The organism is Pseudomonas sp. GP01-A4 (assembly GCF_058780865.1).
The window spans coordinates 72529-91353 of sequence record NZ_JBYSWF010000015.1 but is presented as its reverse complement, the minus strand read 5'-3'; the positions used below and the strand labels follow the sequence as shown (position 1 = coordinate 91353).

17 protein-coding genes and 4 pseudogenes are annotated in these 18825 nt (G+C 54.8%); 11 read left to right on the top strand and 10 right to left on the bottom strand.

Going from position 1 to position 18825, the window contains the following annotated elements:
• Nucleotides 1-597 precede the first annotated feature (597 nt).
• Nucleotides 598-1442: pseudogene (gene tnpC / locus AC3WKX_RS11865) on the bottom strand (IS66 family transposase); the annotation flags it as partial.
• Nucleotides 1443-1675: 233 nt separating this feature from the next.
• On the opposite strand from tnpC (AC3WKX_RS11865), the gene AC3WKX_RS11860 reads away from it, so the two are divergent.
• A complete protein-coding gene (locus AC3WKX_RS11860; RefSeq protein WP_181125140.1) occupies nt 1676-1957 on the top strand; it encodes a DUF411 domain-containing protein in 282 nt (93 codons plus the stop codon).
• 124 nt (nt 1958-2081) lie between these two features.
• On the opposite strand, the gene AC3WKX_RS11855 is transcribed toward AC3WKX_RS11860, so the two are convergent.
• The 4 genes from AC3WKX_RS11855 to AC3WKX_RS11840 form a co-directional block, all read right to left on the bottom strand.
• Nucleotides 2082-2480, bottom strand: coding sequence for a TFIIB-type zinc ribbon-containing protein (locus AC3WKX_RS11855; protein WP_073844972.1), 399 nt, complete (start codon nt 2478-2480; stop codon nt 2082-2084).
• A 46-nt stretch (nt 2481-2526) separates the two neighbouring features.
• A complete protein-coding gene (locus AC3WKX_RS11850; protein WP_024073364.1) occupies nt 2527-4986 on the bottom strand; it encodes a heavy metal translocating P-type ATPase in 2460 nt (819 codons plus the stop codon).
• 514 nt (nt 4987-5500) lie between these two features.
• Nucleotides 5501-5632, bottom strand: a complete 132-nt coding sequence (locus tag AC3WKX_RS11845) for a hypothetical protein (protein ID WP_024073362.1) — start codon at nt 5630-5632, stop codon at nt 5501-5503.
• Nucleotides 5633-5897: 265 nt separating this feature from the next.
• Nucleotides 5898-6332: a MerR family transcriptional regulator gene (locus tag AC3WKX_RS11840; protein WP_024073361.1), complete on the bottom strand. Its 435-nt coding sequence runs from the start codon at nt 6330-6332 to the stop codon at nt 5898-5900.
• Between the two features lie 93 nt (nt 6333-6425).
• Here AC3WKX_RS11840 and AC3WKX_RS11835 point away from each other — a divergent pair, with 93 nt between their 5' ends.
• Nucleotides 6426-7388, top strand: a complete 963-nt coding sequence (locus AC3WKX_RS11835) for an arsenic resistance protein (protein ID WP_024073360.1) — start codon at nt 6426-6428, stop codon at nt 7386-7388.
• A 38-nt stretch (nt 7389-7426) separates the two neighbouring features.
• On the opposite strand, the pseudogene AC3WKX_RS11830 reads toward AC3WKX_RS11835, so the two are convergent.
• The 5 genes and pseudogenes from AC3WKX_RS11830 to tnpA form a co-directional block, all read right to left on the bottom strand.
• Nucleotides 7427-7648, bottom strand: a pseudogene (locus AC3WKX_RS11830) (transposase domain-containing protein); the annotation flags it as partial.
• Nucleotides 7649-7752: 104 nt separating this feature from the next.
• Nucleotides 7753-9414, bottom strand: coding sequence for a group II intron reverse transcriptase/maturase (ltrA, locus tag AC3WKX_RS11825; protein ID WP_024073359.1), 1662 nt, complete (start codon nt 9412-9414; stop codon nt 7753-7755).
• Nucleotides 9415-9992: 578 nt separating this feature from the next.
• Nucleotides 9993-11300, bottom strand: a pseudogene (tnpC, locus tag AC3WKX_RS11820) (IS66 family transposase); the annotation flags it as partial.
• A 61-nt stretch (nt 11301-11361) separates the two neighbouring features.
• Nucleotides 11362-11697, bottom strand: a complete 336-nt coding sequence (tnpB, locus tag AC3WKX_RS11815; RefSeq protein WP_024073357.1) for an IS66 family insertion sequence element accessory protein TnpB — start codon at nt 11695-11697, stop codon at nt 11362-11364.
• Nucleotides 11694-12026 (bottom strand): IS66-like element accessory protein TnpA, encoded by a 333-nt coding sequence (tnpA, locus tag AC3WKX_RS11810; RefSeq protein ID WP_073844970.1) that lies wholly within the window; start codon nt 12024-12026, stop codon nt 11694-11696. Before tnpA ends, tnpB begins: the two co-directional genes overlap by 4 nt.
• Before the next feature lie 191 nt (nt 12027-12217).
• Between tnpA and AC3WKX_RS11805 the strand changes: the two are divergent.
• The 9 genes and pseudogenes from AC3WKX_RS11805 to AC3WKX_RS11765 all read left to right on the top strand — a co-directional run.
• A pseudogene (locus AC3WKX_RS11805) lies at nt 12218-12449 on the top strand (DEAD/DEAH box helicase); the annotation flags it as partial.
• Between the two features lie 159 nt (nt 12450-12608).
• Nucleotides 12609-13325, top strand: a complete 717-nt coding sequence (locus AC3WKX_RS11800; protein WP_024073356.1) for a hypothetical protein — start codon at nt 12609-12611, stop codon at nt 13323-13325.
• Nucleotides 13326-13365: 40 nt separating this feature from the next.
• A complete protein-coding gene (locus tag AC3WKX_RS11795; protein WP_024073355.1) occupies nt 13366-14118 on the top strand; it encodes a TIGR03759 family integrating conjugative element protein in 753 nt (250 codons plus the stop codon).
• On the top strand, nt 14103-14660 hold the full coding sequence (locus AC3WKX_RS11790; RefSeq protein WP_008437382.1) for a lysozyme family protein: 558 nt from the start codon (nt 14103-14105) through the stop codon (nt 14658-14660). The genes AC3WKX_RS11795 and AC3WKX_RS11790 overlap by 16 nt, the downstream gene beginning before the upstream one ends.
• Nucleotides 14657-15160: an integrating conjugative element protein gene (locus tag AC3WKX_RS11785; protein WP_008437383.1), complete on the top strand. Its 504-nt coding sequence runs from the start codon at nt 14657-14659 to the stop codon at nt 15158-15160. The genes AC3WKX_RS11790 and AC3WKX_RS11785 overlap by 4 nt, the downstream gene beginning before the upstream one ends.
• Before the next feature lie 7 nt (nt 15161-15167).
• Complete coding sequence (locus tag AC3WKX_RS11780) at nt 15168-15452, top strand: hypothetical protein (RefSeq protein ID WP_024073354.1); 285 nt, start codon at nt 15168-15170, stop codon at nt 15450-15452.
• Nucleotides 15412-15822 carry a hypothetical protein gene (locus tag AC3WKX_RS11775; RefSeq protein ID WP_008437384.1) on the top strand — a complete coding sequence of 137 codons (411 nt, stop codon included), beginning with the start codon at nt 15412-15414 and terminating at the stop codon, nt 15820-15822. Before AC3WKX_RS11780 ends, AC3WKX_RS11775 begins: the two co-directional genes overlap by 41 nt.
• Before the next feature lie 3 nt (nt 15823-15825).
• Complete coding sequence (gene traD, locus AC3WKX_RS11770; protein ID WP_102604873.1) at nt 15826-18042, top strand: type IV conjugative transfer system coupling protein TraD; 2217 nt, start codon at nt 15826-15828, stop codon at nt 18040-18042.
• 18 nt (nt 18043-18060) lie between these two features.
• The gene (locus AC3WKX_RS11765) at nt 18061-18816 is read left to right on the top strand and encodes a TIGR03747 family integrating conjugative element membrane protein (protein ID WP_008437388.1); all 756 of its coding nucleotides are present in this window, start codon (nt 18061-18063) and stop codon (nt 18814-18816) included.
• Nucleotides 18817-18825 lie beyond the last annotated feature (9 nt).

Genomic DNA, 18825 nt, shown 5'->3' with positions numbered 1-18825 from the left:
ACCGGTCCAAAACCGTGGTGCGAAAAAACACCATACCCCCCCGAAACAGCGCTCGATAATGCTTATCCACAAGCTGGATTTCAGTGTCCAATGTATGTGGAAGCGTTCAGACCCGCTTTCACTTTAGGTATTTGTGAGTAACGTAGTTGCCGATGATAAAGTGTAGTTCAAGGAACGTGGATTTTTATCAGTTGATACTCTCATAATCTGGTGAGACGAACTACGTGACGGTGCCACGGCGCACATATCCATGTAGTTGCGTGTGGATATGATAAATCTACCGGGGCATGAAGCCTAAGCATGCCATGGAGTGGACAATACGGTCGTGACTTAAAGGTCGCATACTCTATGATCTCTGAAGGCGAGCAAGTGAATCACTCCGGCTCTCTAGATACCTTGCAAGCTCATTGCATAACGCTTTTAAACTCTACAGTGAAAGCTACATATTGAAACGATTACGGCGTTTTGCGTTGATGGTTGACGATATTCGACACCTCCCCTTGCCGTCGGGTTAAGCCGTCACACTTGCTCAATCGTCAGAACTTTTGCATTAGCTTGAGTATCGCCATAAGCGTCCGGGCATCACGCCTTGCGTGATTAAAAAGATTGCGGCAGCAACTGATCGATTTCACTCGCCCGCTGCGTCGGCAGCCGCGTGAGAGCATCCTTCAGATATGCATACGGATCATGACCATTCAGGCGCGCAGACTGGATCAGACTCATGATCGCTGCCGCACGTTTTCCGCTGCGTAAGGCCCCTGCAAAGAGCCAGTTCTTGCGCCCAAGGCCCTATGATCGGATCTGGTTCTCTGCCCAGTTATTGTCTATGGGTACAGCCCCGTCATCGAGGTAGCGCGACAGCGCTGCCCAGCGTTCGAGACTGTAATCGAGTGCTCTGCTGATGGCTGAGACTTCAGGCACGAGGTCACGCTAGGCAATCAACCTGGCGTGCAGCATATTCATCACCCGTACAGCTTTTTCTTGCCGTATTCGGAGTCGTAAATCCGGCCCCAGATCGCGACTTCGCTTTCAATTTCGTACAACAACTGGATATAACGCAGAGCTTGCTCCGCAAGCGTGCTTTTATTCTTAGCGTGCAGCTCAAAGAAATTACGTTGCGCATGAGCCATTCACCCGATCTCGGTCACGTCTAGTTCGAAGCTGGCTTTGTAACCGACACAATCATCGCAGACCAGCTTGTCCTTCCAGTCATTCAGGAAGTTGCGAGCGTGTTCTCCGGCGCGGCTAGGGCTGAAGTCGTGAACCACCGCTGCCGCGTCCGAGAACTGGCTGGTGGCATAGGACCAAATATAAGAACTGTGGGTTTTCTTAGTTCCCGGCATGAGCATTTGCACAGGTGTCTCATCGGCTTGAATAATCTGCTGCCCGAGAACCACGTCGCGCAGCGCATCAACCAGCGGCTGGAACTGAACCCCAGTCACGGCCATCTGGCCACCGTCGGTGAGGCTATGCACGCTAACTCCTCCTCTCTTTCTCTTCGTTAAGTAGCATCAGCCATGAATTCATTCAAAAAGACCGTTCAAGTCATTGCACTCGTTGCAACGCTAAATGCAGCCTCATTGTTACAGGCAGCGTAATCAATTGCCGTCTACAAAGCCCCTAACTGTGGCTGCTGGACCAGGTGGATCGCTTATCTGAAGGAGTGGTCGACTATATGGAAAACAACATTAGCGATATGAACGAGAAGCTCGGCGTACCCGTAAATCTGGCGTCGTGCCACACGGGAGTTGTAAGTGGGAAATTCGTCGAAGGCCATGTTCCGGTCACACAAATTGCTGAACTAAGTCGACGAGCCAATCTGGACGGAATAGCTGCCTTCGGTATGCCCGTGGGATCGCTCGGAATGGAGTCAGGTGACCGACGCAGCGCCTACCCGGTAATTGGGATGAGCAAGTCAAGGGGAGAGACGGTTTTACAGGATTTTCGGGCCCGCTAGTGGCTGAGGAACCGCTCTACTAAACTGGTTGAATACCGGATACCGGGTTTCGAAAAAGCTACAGCCGGCTGATCAAATCTTCCGGCTGGAGTCTGATTAGCGGATCGCTGTATCCAAGCAAATATTAGTCGAAAATTTCCCGTAAAAACGATTTCTTATGATAAACCTGCTCTTCCTGATGCCTCGACTGATTCTGATGGCCGTTCTGATATCCGTCCCGCCAACCACCACCGTGACCAGGCTGCGGCGCGGAGTGGCCGTGCTTAGTGCCGCGTTTGTTGTCATGGTGGCCAGAAGACGGCTGGGCATACACAGGTTCAGACGGAGGTGTACCTTGCAGCGACTGAGATACGCTCTGTGGAAGAAAACGAGCTTCTTGTTCTTCCTGCTGGCTACGCTCGATGATCTTGTCGAGTTCTCCCCGGTCAAGCCAAACACCTCGACATTGCGGGCAATAGTCGATTTCAACGTTTTGACGTTCCGACATTACCAACAGTACTTCTTTGCAAACTGGGCAGTGCATGGTTCTCTCCTCCAGCGAATGAGCTATATAAAACGCAGCAGCCATTTCACCGACGCAGCAGCCGCAAGCCATTGAATACGACGAGCAAGCTCGCCCCCATGTCGGCGAAAACGGCCATCCACAATGTCGCGAAACCAGAGAGAGCCAACGCCAAGAAGACAACTTTTATGCCCAGAGCCAAAATGATGTTTTGCTTTAGAACCGAAGCGGATCGGCGACTCAGGCTGATAAAGTACGCGATTTTTCGAGGGTCGTCGTCCATGATCGCAACGTCAGCTGTTTCGAGAGCTGTCGCTGTCCCTGCGGCTCCCATTGCGAAACCTATATCGGATTGCGCTAAGGCGGGGGCGTCATTAACGCCGTCACCAACCATCCCAACGGCGCCATATCTGCGTTTGAGTTCAGCGACTGCAGTCTGCTTGTCCTCTGGCATCAGATTTCCACGGGCATCCTCGATGCCCAATTGCTCAGCGATCGACCTCGCCGTCGCAGGATTATCCCCAGTCAGCATTACTGGAACCACGTTCAAAGCCTTCAAAGCAGCCACAGCTTCAACACTCTCCGGTCGGACTGTGTCTGCGACCGCGAATATCGCGGCGGGGCCGCTATTGCCGCATAGCACGATCACCGTTTTGCCAGTTTCCTCAAGCCGTGAAAGTCTGGCCTCCAGCTCCGAAGAACACACGCCCAACTCCTCAACCAAACGATGGTTGCCTAGATGCCAAAGATGACCGTCGATCGTGCCTTTCACGCCTCGGCCATTTAGCACACTGAAGTCACTGACAGGCAGAGCCACAGCGCCAGGCTGCTGCGATTTCCACCCATTGACCAATGCTTTCGCTACTGGGTGGGTACTTTGCTCATCAAGACTCGCAGCAATCAAAGTTGCCTTCTCGATAGACAAGTCACTGAATATATCTGAGTCAGTCAGAACTGGCTTGCCCTGAGTCAACGTGCCTGTTTTATCCAGAGCAACCACCTTCAGCAGGCGCCCGCTTTCCAGGTAGGCACCACCCTTGATCAAGATTCCATGCCGTGCGGCTGCGGCAAGACCACTCACAACAGTGACAGGCGTTGAGACGACCAAGGCACAAGGACACGCGATGACCAACAACACCAGGGCCTCATACAACCATTCACCCCACGTACCACCAAGCAGCACTGGGCCTAAAACGGCAACAAGAAATGCCACCGCCACTACGGCTGGGGTGTAATACCGTGCGAACTGGTCAACGAACCTCTGCGTCGGCGCCCGCTGAGACTGCGCATCCTGAATCGCGGCAGCAATACGAGCGAGCGTACTTTCGCCAGCGACTGCCGTGACAGTCGCCTCCACGACGCCGTCTGTCACGATACTGCCAGCATATAGCGGATCCCCCTCTGCCTTATCTACTGGCAAGCTTTCACCAGTGATAGGGGCTTGGTCGAGAGCAGCACGACCAGATTCCACCCTCGCATCCAGCGGTACCCGCGACCCTGTGCGAACACGAATACGGCTGCCGAGAACGACATTCTCAACCGGGTGTTCTTTCCAGCCAGCTTCGGTCATGACTTCCGCAGTCTCAGGAGCTAATGCAGTCAGCGATTTAATCGCGTTACGCGCTCGCTCAAGTGAGAGTGCTTCGATGGCTTCGGCAATAGCGAAAAGGAAAACCACCATCGCGGCTTCCGGCCACTTGCCAATCACCATGGCACCCAAGACAGCCAAAGACATCAAGAAGTAGATGTTCAATGTGAAGTTCTTTACAGCGATCCACCCCTTCTTCAGAGTTGGTAGACCAGCAGTAAGAATGGACAGCGCAGCCAAGGACATTACAGGCAAAGAACCCTCCTGTCCGGTCGTCCAAGCGATCACTTCAGCGGCGATGGCAGCTAGACCGCTGACCGCCAGCAGCCCTTTCAAGCGCGTCGTCAGAGCAGGTGAAATGGCATTCGGGGTTGCGCCGGCCTCGATGAGATTGGGCCCCATATCCAGCGCGGTCAAAGCGATGACTATCGCCTTCGGATCATCCAAGCGATGATGCACTGTCAGCTCACGATCCAACAGATTGAAATCAAGTCGTGCGATGCCAGGCATCGGCTCTAAGCGATTACGAATTAGCCGCTCTTCGGTAGGGCAATCCATCTTATCAATGCGATACCGAACCAGGGTCGTGCCTTCTGGCTCAGCCATGGCCGAATGTGAAGTCACCGCCCCTGCGGAATCCACTTTGCTCAAACAGCAATGGTCGGCATCGGAATGGGCTTGAGCTGAAGTGCCATGATCGTGTGCGCTATGGTCTTGATTATGGTCGGTGGACTTGGCTCCACAAGGCTGAGAATCCTTCGAACCGCACGCATGCGATCCCGTTCTGCCCAAGCTCTCGGCGTGATCAGGCCCATGCTCAACATGATGTGCACGAGAATGAACCTGTTTGGCGAAGGTCTCGCGGGGGTCAGCAGAACAGCAATCGTCCGACTTCGGCACGAGGTGCAATTTGGCTTTCGACGGGTTTTCCTGGCTCATGACGCATCTACCAATAAGGATATGGCGTCATTGAACAGCCTGTAGTAGCTACAGTGTCAAGCAATGAGTTTGAAATTTCGACTGGGCCGAGGGCGCCGCTCGAGTCTACGTCCCTCAGTGCGAGCGCCTGATAGCTGCATGCTGCGATGCATCAGCCAGGTTGGTCAGTACCTCAAATGCCCACTCAGCTTTCACCCTGGGAGTCATGCATATCGAGCAAGTCGTCAATCGCGTTGTGAAGCCTACGAGTAAACGTTTGGAGAAATCCGCCATGATGGTTTTCGACGCCATTGGCATGTGTCGGCTGTAGACCTCTCTAAGCGCTCATTACCATCGGTAGCCGACAGGGTTAAGGGTAGAAATATCCAGAAAGCTCCTCGACACAGTCGCACCAGCATGTCCTCCTCAACAACCCTACTACAAGCTTTTCGGCATTAATTAGGAGATGCCCACTGGAAATCCGGTGACACCTGCTAACCGAGAATAAAACCCCGCCATGTCTGGCGGGGTCTCATCAATCACCCTTCTTGTGCTTATGCACGTCCAGGTCGGGATGCTTAGGCTTGTTCTCGGGGGTTACACGGCGACGCTGGTCTGTCTTGCCGGTTGATTCGGCAATTGGCTTGGGCCCAGGTTTGATGGCCATAGAACTTGCTCCTTCAGTTGATAGGTATATGCCCTGGCAAACGTCTGCCGTGTAAGCGTTCGCTCAGTACGGTCACGAGATTGAGGGCCCCAAACACTATAGCTTGATATTTTTATGCCAGCAGTGGCGCACCACTTTAGTAAGCGTCTGCCGAACACATCTTGCACCAGCCCGTTTGGTGTAGACGGACGCTCGAAAGACCCTGTCGAGACTATCGCGCTATTCGGTTTCAATGGCAGCTTGCTCCCCTATGCTCTTGACTCGTCTAGGAGCAGCAACCAGAGCGAGCCCCAGCAGCGGGTTCGAACAGTGACTCAATAATCGTACAGTCTGGAGTGTTCGAGCCTAGGCATCTTGACTCACACGTGCCTGCCATTGAGAGCAGCTCTATCCGGATCTGCAGGAGCTTAGCTACCTTAGATTCCACTTCTGCCAAGTGCTTCTTGACCACCGACAACGCATCAGCACACGGACGATCAGCATCTGCCGCGAGCGCAATGAGTTCGCGGATATCGTCGAGTGGAAAGCCCAGTTCACGATTCTGCCTGATGAAGATGAGTCGTGACCGATGCTTTTCGGTATAGATTCGATGCCGCCCTGTCGACCGTAGGGCCGGAGGGAGAAGGCCTATTTTCTCGTAGTAGCGAATCGTTTCAATGTGGCAACCCGTTGATTTCGACAGCGCTCCGATTCCTGACATCCAAACTCCCCAAGCATTTTCTTGAACCTGTAGTAGCTACAGATATTAACCTGCTCAATCGAAAAATGATTTCACGCGTTTTAAGGGCATTCCGTGGACAGAGAACAGCTAGAGAAGAACCAGATTCCCGTTTACTTCGTCGCGGTCATTGTCGCGGCTATCGGGGGCCTGCTCGCACCTGATGCCTCTCAAGCGTTAGGTGCGTTGGTGACACCAGCCATCGCTGTGCTGATGTACGCCATGTTTCTGCAGATCCCATTCTTGGATCTTCGCAAAGGGCTTGCAAACAAGCGTTTCATGACCGCGCTGCTGACCGCCAATTTCGTCGCCATCCCCCTGTTGGTTTGGGCGTTGACGATGGGCCTAGCCGACCACCCGGCGATTTTGGTGGGCGCACTATTGGTCTTGCTGACGCCTTGTATCGATTATGTTGTTGTGTTTACCCATATCGGTAAGGGCGACTCCAAACTGACTCTGGCGGCAACACCATTACTACTCGTGCTTCAGCTTGTGCTACTACCCCTCTATCTAGCCTTCATGGTGAGTGATGACTCGGCGGTGGTTATATCGGTCGGCCCATTTGTTGAGGCCTTCGTAGTGCTGATCGCTTTACCCTTGGTCTTGGCAGTAGCAACAGCTGCCGGGGCAAAGGGGTCACGCATCGTTGAGGGCTGGAACAATGTATGGGCTTGGATGCCTGTGCCAGCTATGGCGGCTGTATTGGTCGTAGTGATCGGCTCTCAGATTTCAACGGTGGTCAGAGACATGGACAAGCTGCTGCCTGTTATTCCCGTCTACATTGGTTTCATGCTCTTGGCACCCGTGGTGGGTGCGCTGGTGGCTCGGGCGTTTAAGTTACCGGCTAGCACGGCAAGATCTGTCGCTTTCAGCAGTTCGACACGAAACTCATTGGTAGTTCTACCATTGGCATTGGCCTTGCCCGAGGAAATCAGAGGGCTCGCTGCGGCAGCAGTGATTACTCAAACGCTGATTGAGTTGGTCAGCGAACTAATTTACATCCGAGCAATTCCTGCTTTGGTGTGGCGCAAAATGTAGATGCCAGGGAAGACATAAGCACAAAACACCCTGCGCGATTAAACAGGTGCCCACCTGTGCGGCAGCAGCTTGTTAATCTCACTCGCGCGCCGCGTCGGCAGGCGCGTGAGAACATCCTTTAGATAGGCGTACGGATCATGGCCATTCAGCCGCGCTGACTGGATCAAGCTCATGATCGCCGCAGCCCGTTTTCCGCTGCGTAGCGACCCGGCGAAGAGCCAGTTCTTGCGCCCAAGAGCCCATGGCCGGATCTGGTTGTCGGGTAGTCAGACGCGGTTGCCCGCGTCCAACCCCCTAAGAACCGTGCATGCGAGTTTCCCAGCACACGGCTCAAGCCTCTGCTAAGGCGCCATTGGGCACCCGGTTATACATCGTCGACATTGGCAAATTGCACATCTCGTGGGCAACGCAGGTGGTAAATCTCAAGATTAGCCGCAGCGTCCGTCCCGCCATGACCTAGCTTCACAATATGGCGACTGTGCCACGGTGTGTCTTTGGTCACCGGCTTGAAGCAGGCGCAGCACCTGCCGCCCTGTTGCACCCATACCCGATACAGCTTGGCTCGACCTTTAACGGAAGTGAGCATCTTCTTGCCCCAGCGGGACTCGAAGTACTCATCCCATGCAGGGTCGTGAGGGTTGGCAGCAGCCTTAATCTTGATATGTCGCACAATCGGTGTGTCTGAGGCGTCTACTAGCGTGTACTGACGCTTCCGACCATCGGCGGATTTTTCAGTACACGAGAACACCCAACGGCGCGCCCCTTGTACTTTGAAATACCGATCCTTCACCCATCGGCGTGTCTTGCGAGGGTGGCGACGTACCGCCCATCGCCAGAGCATTTCCCACACTGCGCTGTCCACCTGGTTGAAGACCTTCTTGGCGACGACATGACTGTGATAGTTCGCCCAGCCCCGTAGAACCGGGTTGAGCAAACCTATCAAGTTAGCCTGTCGTATCGTTTTGTTGGTCTTGATCAACTCTCGCAGCTTGGCAAGTAGAGCCCCGATGTTCGCCTTGGACGGCTTGATCAGGAGCTTGCCGTTGTACTTGCGCAGGTTCCATCCGAGGAAGTCGAACCCGTCCCCTATGTGCGTTATCTTGGTTTTTTCCGGAGAGAGGACAAGTCCACGCTCTGCCAGAAATTCAACCACGGCGGGCCTGACTTCATTCTCCAGCCATTCTTTCGAACAACCAGTGATGATGAAATCATCTGCATAACGCACCACGCGCATTTTTCGGGCTGTCCACTTCGCGTTGGGAAATCTCTTCGCCAGCATCGCTTCCAACCCATCCAGCGTCATGTTCGCCAACCCCGGGGATATGATGCCTCCCTGCGGGGTTCCGGCGTGGCTGGGGAATAGCTGCTTTTGGTAGACATAACCAGCCCGGAGCCATTTCTGCAAAATCGCCTTGTCCATGGGAATGTTGGCGATCAACCAGTCATGGCTGATATTGTCGAAACAGCCTTGAATGTCGCCCTCTAACACCCATTCCGCGTTTGCTTTTCGTGACAGCACACCAAAGCACTGTGCGACGGCATCCGCAGTTGAGCGTTCCGGCCTGAACCCATAAGAGTTCGGGTCGCCGGTAGTTTCCGCTATCGGTTCCAGAGCCAGCAGATGAAGCGCCTGCATGGCCCGGCATTTCATCGCGGGAATTCCAAGAGGTCTCGTTTTGCCGTTTTTCTTCGGAATAAGCACTCTCCGAAGCGGGAGCGGCGAGTAACCTCGCCGCGTCAACGACTCTATCGCGCCGAGCTTGGCCCTAGGCGTATTCCAAGTAACCTTGTCCACGCCGGGGGTATTTTTGCCTTTGTTTTCAGACACCCGTTTCACAGCAAATGCCTTGCCACTGAACGAGTGAGTCAGCAGCCATTGCAGGGCTTTCACCTTGTTATGTCTGCCATCTTGTACAGCCTTCACAATACGCGCTTGCAGCCCTCTGACACGACGTTGTACGGCGATCCAATCGATGCTGTCCCACGACGTGCCGGAAGGTGCACACGCCAATGCTGCTGCGTTCATTTGCTCTCCTTCCGTTGAAAGGGTTCTACCTACTCTCGTGTGAAGAGAGACCATGAGGACGTCTGCCCGCTTTCGCGTGAAGTGATGTTTCAACCTCTATCCAACCCATTACAGGACGGCGTTCGCTTTTTCCTCGTTCCTTCGCCCGCACCGCCATGGGCAATTTTTACAAACGGCTTTCCCTGACGGGAGCGATACGGGATTTCCACGTTCCGCTTACTGAAGTGCGTCGGGTTAGGTGCCTGCTATCGACCGGGAGGCATGTGGGTCACGAATGCGTAGTAGAAAGACGCAGTTCCCACCTCCATTACCATTTTGGTTCGAGCGTGTAAGCCATTTCCGCTCGCTTAATTTAACGATCGTTGCGCAGATTCACGTGTGTTCACCATACCAACTATCTAGCACTTGTCCGGCCATGGCTGCCAGAAGGGTACGCCTCTCACGATTGGTACCCCGCACCTTGCGGCGCCTCGTAACATTGTCGAAGGCGCTCTTGATTCAGCCTTCTAGATTCACCCGGTGACACGGGTGGTTCCCACCAAGGGGGAACAACTTCATTAAGCGACTTCGTGTCGCACCTCCGCCCAATTATTATCAATGGGAACCGCCCCGTCATCGAGGTAGCGCGACAGCGCTGCCCAGCGTTTAAGGCTGTAATCGAGCGCTCTGCTGATGGCCGAACCTTCGGGCACAAGATCACGCTGCGCGTTCATCCAGGCATGCAGCCTATCCTTCACCGGTACGGCTTTTTCTTGCCGTATTCGGCGCCGTAAATCCGGCTCCAGGTCTCTGACTTCTCTTTCGATTTCGTACAACAACTGGATATAGCGCAGGGCTTGCTCGGCGAGCGTGCTTTTATTCGTAGCGTGCAGTTCAAAGAACTTGCGCCGTGCATGGGCCATGCAGCCGATCTCGGTCACGCCGAGTTCAAAGCTGGCCTTGTAGCCGCCAAAATCGTCGCAGACCAACTTGCCATTCCAGTCCTGAAGGAAGTCGCGAGCATGCTCTCCGGCGCGACTGGGGCTGAAGTCATAAACCACCGCTGCCACATCCGAGAACTGGCTGGTAGCGTAGGACCACACATAGGAGCGGTGGGTTTTCTTTGTTCCCGGCATGAGCATCTGCACCGGTGTTTCATCTGCGTGGATGATTTGTTGCCCAAGCACTACTTCGCGCAGCGCATCGACCAGCGGCTGCAACTGAACTCCGGTCACGCCAACCCATTGAGCCAAGGTTGAACGTGGAATCGCCAAGCCCGCTCGACCTAAGATCGATTCCTGACGGTAAAGCGGCAGATGGTCAGCAAACTTGGCGATCATGACGTGTGCGAGCAGGCCCGAAGTCGGGATGCCCTTATCAATGACCTGCGGCGGAACCGGTGCCTGGATCAGCGTTTCGCAGTTATCGCAGACCCACTTGCCACGGACATGGCGTTCGACGGTGAACACGCCGGGCGTGTAGTCCAGCTTCTCGCTAACGTCCTCACCGATGCGCTTCAGGGCGCAGCCGCATGGGCGGTGAGTGTTGTCCGGTTCGTGATGGATCAACGTTCGCGGAAATTCTGCCGGCAATGCCGTGCGCTTGGGCCTTAGCTTTTCCTCGGTCGCCTCTGGTGCTATTTGCAACGCCTGAAGCTCGGCCTCAATCGCCGCGATATCAGTATCGATCAGGTCATCTAGCAGGCTGGCCTGTTCAGGATTCATCTGCTCGCTGCGCTTGGCAAACTTCAAACGCTTGAGCTGGGCGATCTCGTGGGTCTGTTTCTCAATGACTGTTTGATCACGGTTGATTTTCTTGCCCATAGTGTCGACTTGCGAGAGCAACTGCGCTGCGAGGACGCGCAGTTGATTGGGAGACAGTTGGTCGAGATTGGGCGAAGAAGTCATACGCCGGACTTTGCCAGAGCGGGCGTTTCGCGACGATAGACCGATAGGCTAATGGCTGCCGTTAAAGCAGTGTGATCGAGCCTCCAGAACCTGCGCGTTGCCATGGCAGCCCCAGCAACAACGTTTGAAGTTGCTCGGCATCCAGTTCCATCTCAGGACCATGGCGGATGCCAGGCCAGTGGAACTTGCCTTGGTTTAACCGGCGCGCCGCCAGCCATATTCCGAAGCCGTCATGCACCAGCACTTTCATGCGATTGGCGCGGCGGTTGGCGAACAGATAAGCGCAGTGCGGCTGCGCCGCACCGAACACCGCGATCACCTTGGCTAGCGCCGTTTCGGTGCCTGCGCGCATGGCCATCGGTTCGGTGGCGAGCCAGATGGAGTCGATGTGAATCATCGCAGAATATCTCGAAGAAAAGTCGCGCAGGCGGCAGCACTTTCAGTGGGCCAGTCCACTTTGATGATGGCGCGCGGGTGCTGTATTTCAACGCAGATATTCGATGATGCTGGATGGGAGTTCGCCCCCGCCAGCGGCATGGCTAACGGAATAAATGCAGGTGGGTGTGCCGGAATTTTCTGCGTTTGCAGCCGAATCCATTTGTGGACGAGGTTTGCGTTGAGGCTATGGCCGAGCGCGACGCTGGCAATCGAAGCGCCTGGTTGGGCGCACTCTTGAATGATCTGGGCTTTGAAGGATTTGGAATAGGAACGGCGTGTTGGCTGCATGAAATACCCGCTTGAAAGGCTAGAATTGGTGTCCACTTAATTTAAATGCACACCATGTCTTCGCTTTGCAGAGCTGGGTAGATGACCTGGCCGGACGGTTACCCACTTTATTCTGACTCCGCAGATCATTATCACGGGTTTTTAAGACTTTACTCCGCGCAGTGGGGCTACGGTATATGGCTTTACCCAACACCTTGCAACAGGCATTTCGACGGTGATGGCGGATTGGGCAAAAGCAGCCAGTGAGGGTGTTTTTTTGGCTATGCCGGCAGCTCTCAGATTACTTGCCTGCAGTTGATGGCCAAGAAAATCGCCGTGATTCAAAGCACGTCGGGAGATGTGCCAGATTCTGGTCTCGACTCGCTGAACCAAGATGGTGATTCAGTTGAAATGACACTTGCAAGGCAGCTCATTGCTTCATAGTTTGACGGCCACCTTCGGGTGGCCATTTTTTTATAACGATCCCAATTTACCAGCGGCCAACTCGACACTTCAAAAACCATGCGTCCTGGAAAACCTATTTCCTGATGCACCTAAGAGACTGGTTTGAGAGGGTGTATTCGCTTTTGCGCGAGGACGCCCATGAACCTACCACGCCCTACTCGAACCACAGCGATACTCAGTCTGTGCCTTGCATTATTGGCAGGCATTCTGTGTTATGAGCATCATCAACTCTCCCAACTCCGCACCAGCTTGGCTGCGACTGCAGACAAAGAGTCGCTCGATGCGTTGTTGACGCGGCTTGGCAAAGTCGATGAGCGACTGGGCACGGTAGCCGGCAACCACCTGGTGACCAACGAGGACTTCCGAGCCGGGCAGCAGGCTTTATCGAATCGAATTGATGCCGCACAAGCGTATGCAAAGCAAGCGACGGAGTCAGCGCAAGAAATCTCTCAAAATGCTGCGTCTGCTGGTGAATTGCTAGTCCTCAAAGCCAGCGTCGAAACACTCGATAGCCGTCTTCAAGAACTCAGTCAGTCACGCATCAAACAAACCACTGCTGTGCCCCTCAAGCCCAAGCCTAAGCCCGTTGCCCGCCAACCAAAGCGGCCAAAACCGCCCGCTACCGCCACTGTCACACCGCAAACACCCCCTTTTACCGTTGTCGGTATCGAGTATCGCGGCGGTGAACGCTTTTTGTCCGTAGCACCGCCTGGCAGCACGCAGTTGAATCAAATTTACCTTATCCGACCTGGTGACGCTGTGGCGGGCACCGCCTGGCGACTCAACGCGCTGGACGGAAGATCCGCACGCTTTGACGTGGCCGGAACACCTCAAACCGTAACCGTCGCGCAATAGGACCTCCTTTATGCACTCCCCTACCACTTCCTCGAAAACAATGAAGCCCAGGAACATTTTGGGTTTCATTGCAGGCTTGGCCACCTTCGCGTTTGCATACGGCTGTCATGCGGCTTCGGGGCAATCAACGTCGATCTCGAACACTCAGAACAGTGAAGTTCACAACTCTTCTCAAGGAGCAAGTCAGACAGAACTCGCCCGCGAGTGGGGATTGACCCCCCAAGAATGGTCCCGTTTTCAAACTGTGATGGAGGGTCCTCGCGGAATCTATTCGCCAGGCCTGGATCCTCTGACAGCACTTGGCATCGAAGCGAAGTCGGAGGAGGAGCGGCGACGCTATGCAGAGCTGCAGGTGCGAGCCGAGCGACAGCGTATCGATAAGGAACTGGCGTACCAAAGGGCCTATGACCAAGCCTTCGCACGTCTTTACCCCAATGAAAAAGTCATCCAACTATCGTCCAACCCTGCATCTGCTCCTGGCTCGGGAGCGTTAACTGCTGTGAAAGGCACTGGACGACTAGCCGTTTTTGTTCAAGACAGTTGCAACGCATGTATTGACCGCGTCAAAGACTTACAAAACCAGAAACAGTCCTTTGATCTGTACTTCGTTGGTAGTCAAGGTGATGACGAAATAATTCGCCGCTGGGCCATCTTGGCTGGAGTCGAACCGGCCAGCGTGAGAAGCCGACAGATCACATTGAATCACGATGCCGGTCGATGGCTTGGCCTTGGACTCGGCGGTGAGCTGCCGGCCGTGGTACGCGAGGTGAATGGACAATGGCAGCGTCTGTAATTCGCGCGGCTTTAACGGGGGGGCTACTGCTCACCGCGGCATTTGCTAACGGTGCCGAGGTTCCGCCACCGGCCTATCAGTTGATTGCCCTGCCTGCCGGCGTTCCGTCCGAGGTGCTGTACTCCGTTGCACTGCAAGAGAGTGGCACCCGACTTCGCGGCCAGATCGTCCCCTGGCCCTGGACGTTGAATGTCGCCGGCGCCGGATATCGCTTTGCGACACGCAGCGATGCTTGCAGAGCGTTGATGATCGCCCTTCAGACCGCAGGCCCAAATAGAGTCGACGTCGGGCTTGGACAAACCAACATCGGTGCCAACGGCCACCGTTATAGCTATCCCTGCGAAGGGCTGGATCCGTACAAAAACCTCTCGGTTACGGCCCAGATCCTGGCTGAGCAAAAAGCCAAAGGAGGCGACTGGATCACCGCTGCTGGTCGGTACCACCGCCCTGCCGGAGGCGAACCCGCTGCCCGATACCGACGAGCTTTTGCCAAACACCTCAGCCGGGTCACCGGTATCAACCTGATGGCGAATAATCCATGAATAGATTGCTGCATCTGCCTGTTTTGCTGTCTTTGGCCTCCCCCATGGCAGTGCATGCCACCTCGCTGATTGTTGTTGAAGACCGAGGGGGTGTTTCCGCTCTGCCCTACTACCAGTACTTGGCTCCAGAACCTACTGAGCAGTCAGCACAGTCAGAGAATATTGGTGTGCGTGGGCAAGGCTCGTTTCCAGTGCGCTCTGACCAACTGACACCCGGGCAGGTACAGGGCCGGGTAATCAATGCACCTGGCCTGCAACCATTGTTTCTTGTAGGCGACGATGAAAGCTCCAGAAAGTGGTTATCACAGCGCCGCGATCAGTTACAGCAACTGCAGGCAGTGGGCCTTGTGGTTAACGTGGCCAGCGCCGAGCGGTTTGCCGAAATCCAACGATGGGCAGGAAATCTACAGTTGGTCCCGGCTCCATCAAATGATCTGGCACAGCGCTTGGGAGTCCAGCATTACCCGCTGTTGATCACTGCCACAACGATCCAGCAGTAACCAGGGTATGGCCTCTCTTACGCACATCACCTTGGTCATCAAGCAACCAGATGACCCACGAGCAGGCCAACTGCTTTTTGAACAGGTCACCTATGTCGCCAAGCTCTATGGCGGCACCGTCATCGCCCGCGTACCTGGTGACGAGGTGGAGCTATGTCAGCGGCTAAAAGAACGACTGCCCGAGGCAGTTGAGCAAGCGAGGCAAGAGTTGGCCAATTCATCATCACGCATGAAAGGAGGATCCCGGCCCCATGAAGCTGACCAAGAAGCAACGCTGCGAGCTTCACGCTAAATTCGCGGGCCATTGCGCATACTGCGGTGTGCTGTTGGGTGACCGGTGGCATGCGGACCACATGGAAGCAGTATGGCGAGAACCAGAGAGGGTGGACGGCAAGTACTCCGGTGCCATCATTTTGGGGCGGCCAGAGAACCACGCCATCAGCAACATGATGCCCGCGTGCGTGCCGTGTAATTTGAGCAAGGCAGCGATGCCACTAGAAGTCTGGCGAGAGCGCATTGCTGGACACGTCAACTCCCTTAACAGCTACCACCCCATATACCGCCTGGCCAAGTCCTATGGGCTGATCGCTGAGACAGGCAAGCCAGTCGTTTTCCATTTCGAAACAGTGGGGCCATTGTCCCCTTTCACTCATAGGAAGTGATCCATGACCACCTCCTACACCATTGAGTCGTTACTACGCCCTGCTGTTGAGCTGTACACAGTTTGCGTATGTGCCGCTGCGGCGTTGCTCTGTATTTTCGCGCCCTGGGCGGTTGCTCTGACGCCTTTATTCGGCATGGTTGCCGGTACAGGCTTTCTGGGTCTAGGGTTCGTCCGCCTCAAACAAGCGTTGGTAGTGCTGCGTTACCGGCGCAATATTCGGCGCCTACCCCACTACACCATGACCAGCAAAGACATGCCGGTCAGCAATGAGCGGCTATTCATCGGTAAAGGCTTTCGCTGGACCCAAAAACATACTCAGCGGTTGATGGAGACTTACCTCCCAAAGTACGCCGAGTATGTCGAGCCCACGTCTATCTATACCTTTGCTCGCAGAATTGAGGAGCGTCTGGAGTTCGCACCCTTTCCACTCAAATTGCTGTCAAAGGCTACCTCGTGGGATGTGCCATTTAACCCGGCGCGTCCACTTCCTCCAGTCGGGGGGCTACCGCGCTTACACGGTATAGAGCCGAACGAAGCGGATGTCAGCCTGCCACTGGGTGAGCGGGTTGGACACTCCCTTGTATTGGGGACTACTCGTGTTGGAAAAACCCGCTTGGCAGAGTTGTTTATCACCCAAGACATCAGGCGTACCCGCCGTAGCCCCCGGCGCCGCGTTCATATGGGGCGCCGCGTGCAACCCGTTCATCGAAGCCAGCGCAATGTAGAAATGGACCTGGACCGCGAAGTGGTGATTGTCTTCGATCCTAAAGGCGACGCAGACCTCCTGAAGCGCATGTACATCGAATGCAAGCGCGCAAACCGACTGGAGGAATTCTACGTGTTCCACCTAGGCTGGCCCGATCACTCCGCTCGCTACAACGCCGTCGGCCGGTTTGGTCGGATCTCGGAGGTTGCCACCCGCATTGCCGGCCAACTTTCGGGGGAAGGCAATTCCGCGGCATTCCGGGAATTCGCCTGGCGTTTCGTCAACATCATCGCGCGCGCCCTCGTGGCACTGGGACGTCGGCCGGACTATGAACAGATCCTCAAGCATGTGACAAACATTGACGCGCTGTTTATTGAGTATGCGCAGAAGCACTTTGCTGAAAATGATCCCAAAGCCTGGCAAACCATCGTTGAGCTGGAAGGAAAGATCGATCGTAAGAACCTCAGTTTCGCCATGAAGGATCGACCGCTACGCGTGGTGGCCCTGGACATGTACCTCACTCAGCAACGCATCTCCGACCCAGTGATGGAGGGTCTGCGATCAGCCGTACGCTATGACAAAACCTATTTCGACAAGATCGTGGCCAGCCTTCTGCCATTGCTGGAAAAACTGACCACAGGCCGGATTGCAGAGCTGCTATCTCCCGACTACATGGATCTTGAGGACCCACGACCAATCTTTGACTGGATGCAGATCATCCGCAAACGGGCAGTGGTCTATGTCGGCCTGGACGCTTTATCTGATACAGAGGTAGCTGCAGCGGTGGGCAACTCGATGTTCAGCGACCTGGTGTCAGTTGCGGGTCACATCTATAAGTTTGGCATCGATGATGGCTTGCCCGGGGCCACCGGCGGCAAGGTAGCAATTAACGTACATGCGGACGAATTCAACGAACTGATGGGCGATGAATTCATACCGATGATCAACAAAGGCGGTGGTGCCGGCATGCAGGTCACGGCCTATACCCAAACCATGAGCGATATTGAGGCAAAAATCGGTAACCGGGCTAAAGCTGGCCAAGTCATCGGTAACTTCAACAACCTGTTCATGTTACGTGTACGTGAGACTGCAACCGCCGAGCTGCTGACCAACCAGTTGCCAAAGGTCCAGGGGTTTACCAGTACACCAGCAAGCAGTGCAAACGACGCTATTAACGGCAACACCGCTTTCACCTCTAACACTCACGATCAGATCCAAAGTGTCAGCGTACCGATGATCGAACCGGCGCATGTGGTTGCCCTACCCAAGGGGCAATGCTTTGCCCTGATAGAGGGCGGGAATTTGTGGAAGATTCGTATGCCGTTGCCGGCAAGCGATCCCGATGAAGTGATGCCCAAGGATCTTCAGGCCTTGGTTGAGGGCATGCGTAAAGGATCCGGAACCAGCAGCGACTGGTGGCAAGCACCGGGATATGACGCACTAAGTGAGTCGCTTCCTGATGACTTGGTAGACGACTTCCGCCAGATGGCCAATAACGGAAAAGCCGCATAGGCTTGAAGGAACAGAGCCATGGCCGATATCGCGGAAAAAGCCCAGCAACAGCAGGAAGGTCAAAAAAACTTCCTGGGCATGCTGTTCTCTACCCCTTTTCATTTCTTGGGGGTGATGTTCGGCTCCTTGCTCGGCGCCATCGTCGTTGAATGGCTTTGCATGTACACGTTCTGGCCGGATGCCGGCTGGAAACATGCTCAGCAGATGTTCCAACATGAACTGGGCTGGCTGTCCCAGGATCTGCTGCACAGCGTTGTCATCAAAGAACCGGGGCGTACGGCAACCTGGCTGGCACAAACGGTCTATGACTGGCTGATGGTGAAAACCGGCATGCAGGACAATATAAATGCACTGACACAGTACGCTCGCTCAACATCACCACAACAAACGGGAACCTTGAACCTTCGCTACGAACTCGGTCGGGCGATGATCAAATTCCAGGACTATGGCTTAGCCGCGTTATACACAGTCCTGACCTTCTGTGTGCGAATGGTCATTCTGACGTTGACGATTCCGCTGTTCGCACTGGCGGCGTTCACTGGCTTGGTCGATGGCCTGGTGCGGCGTGATCTACGAAAATTCGGCTCCGGCCGCGAGTCAAGTTACCTGTATCACAAAGCCCGGGGGACGATCATTCCGCTGACCATCGTGCCCTGGACGGTCTACCTGGCCATCCCCATCAGCATCAGCCCCCTTTTGATTCTGTTGCCCTGCGCCGTGCTGTTGGGTGTGTCCGTTTACATCACCGTTTCAAGCTTCAAAAAATACCTTTAGGAGCTGCCC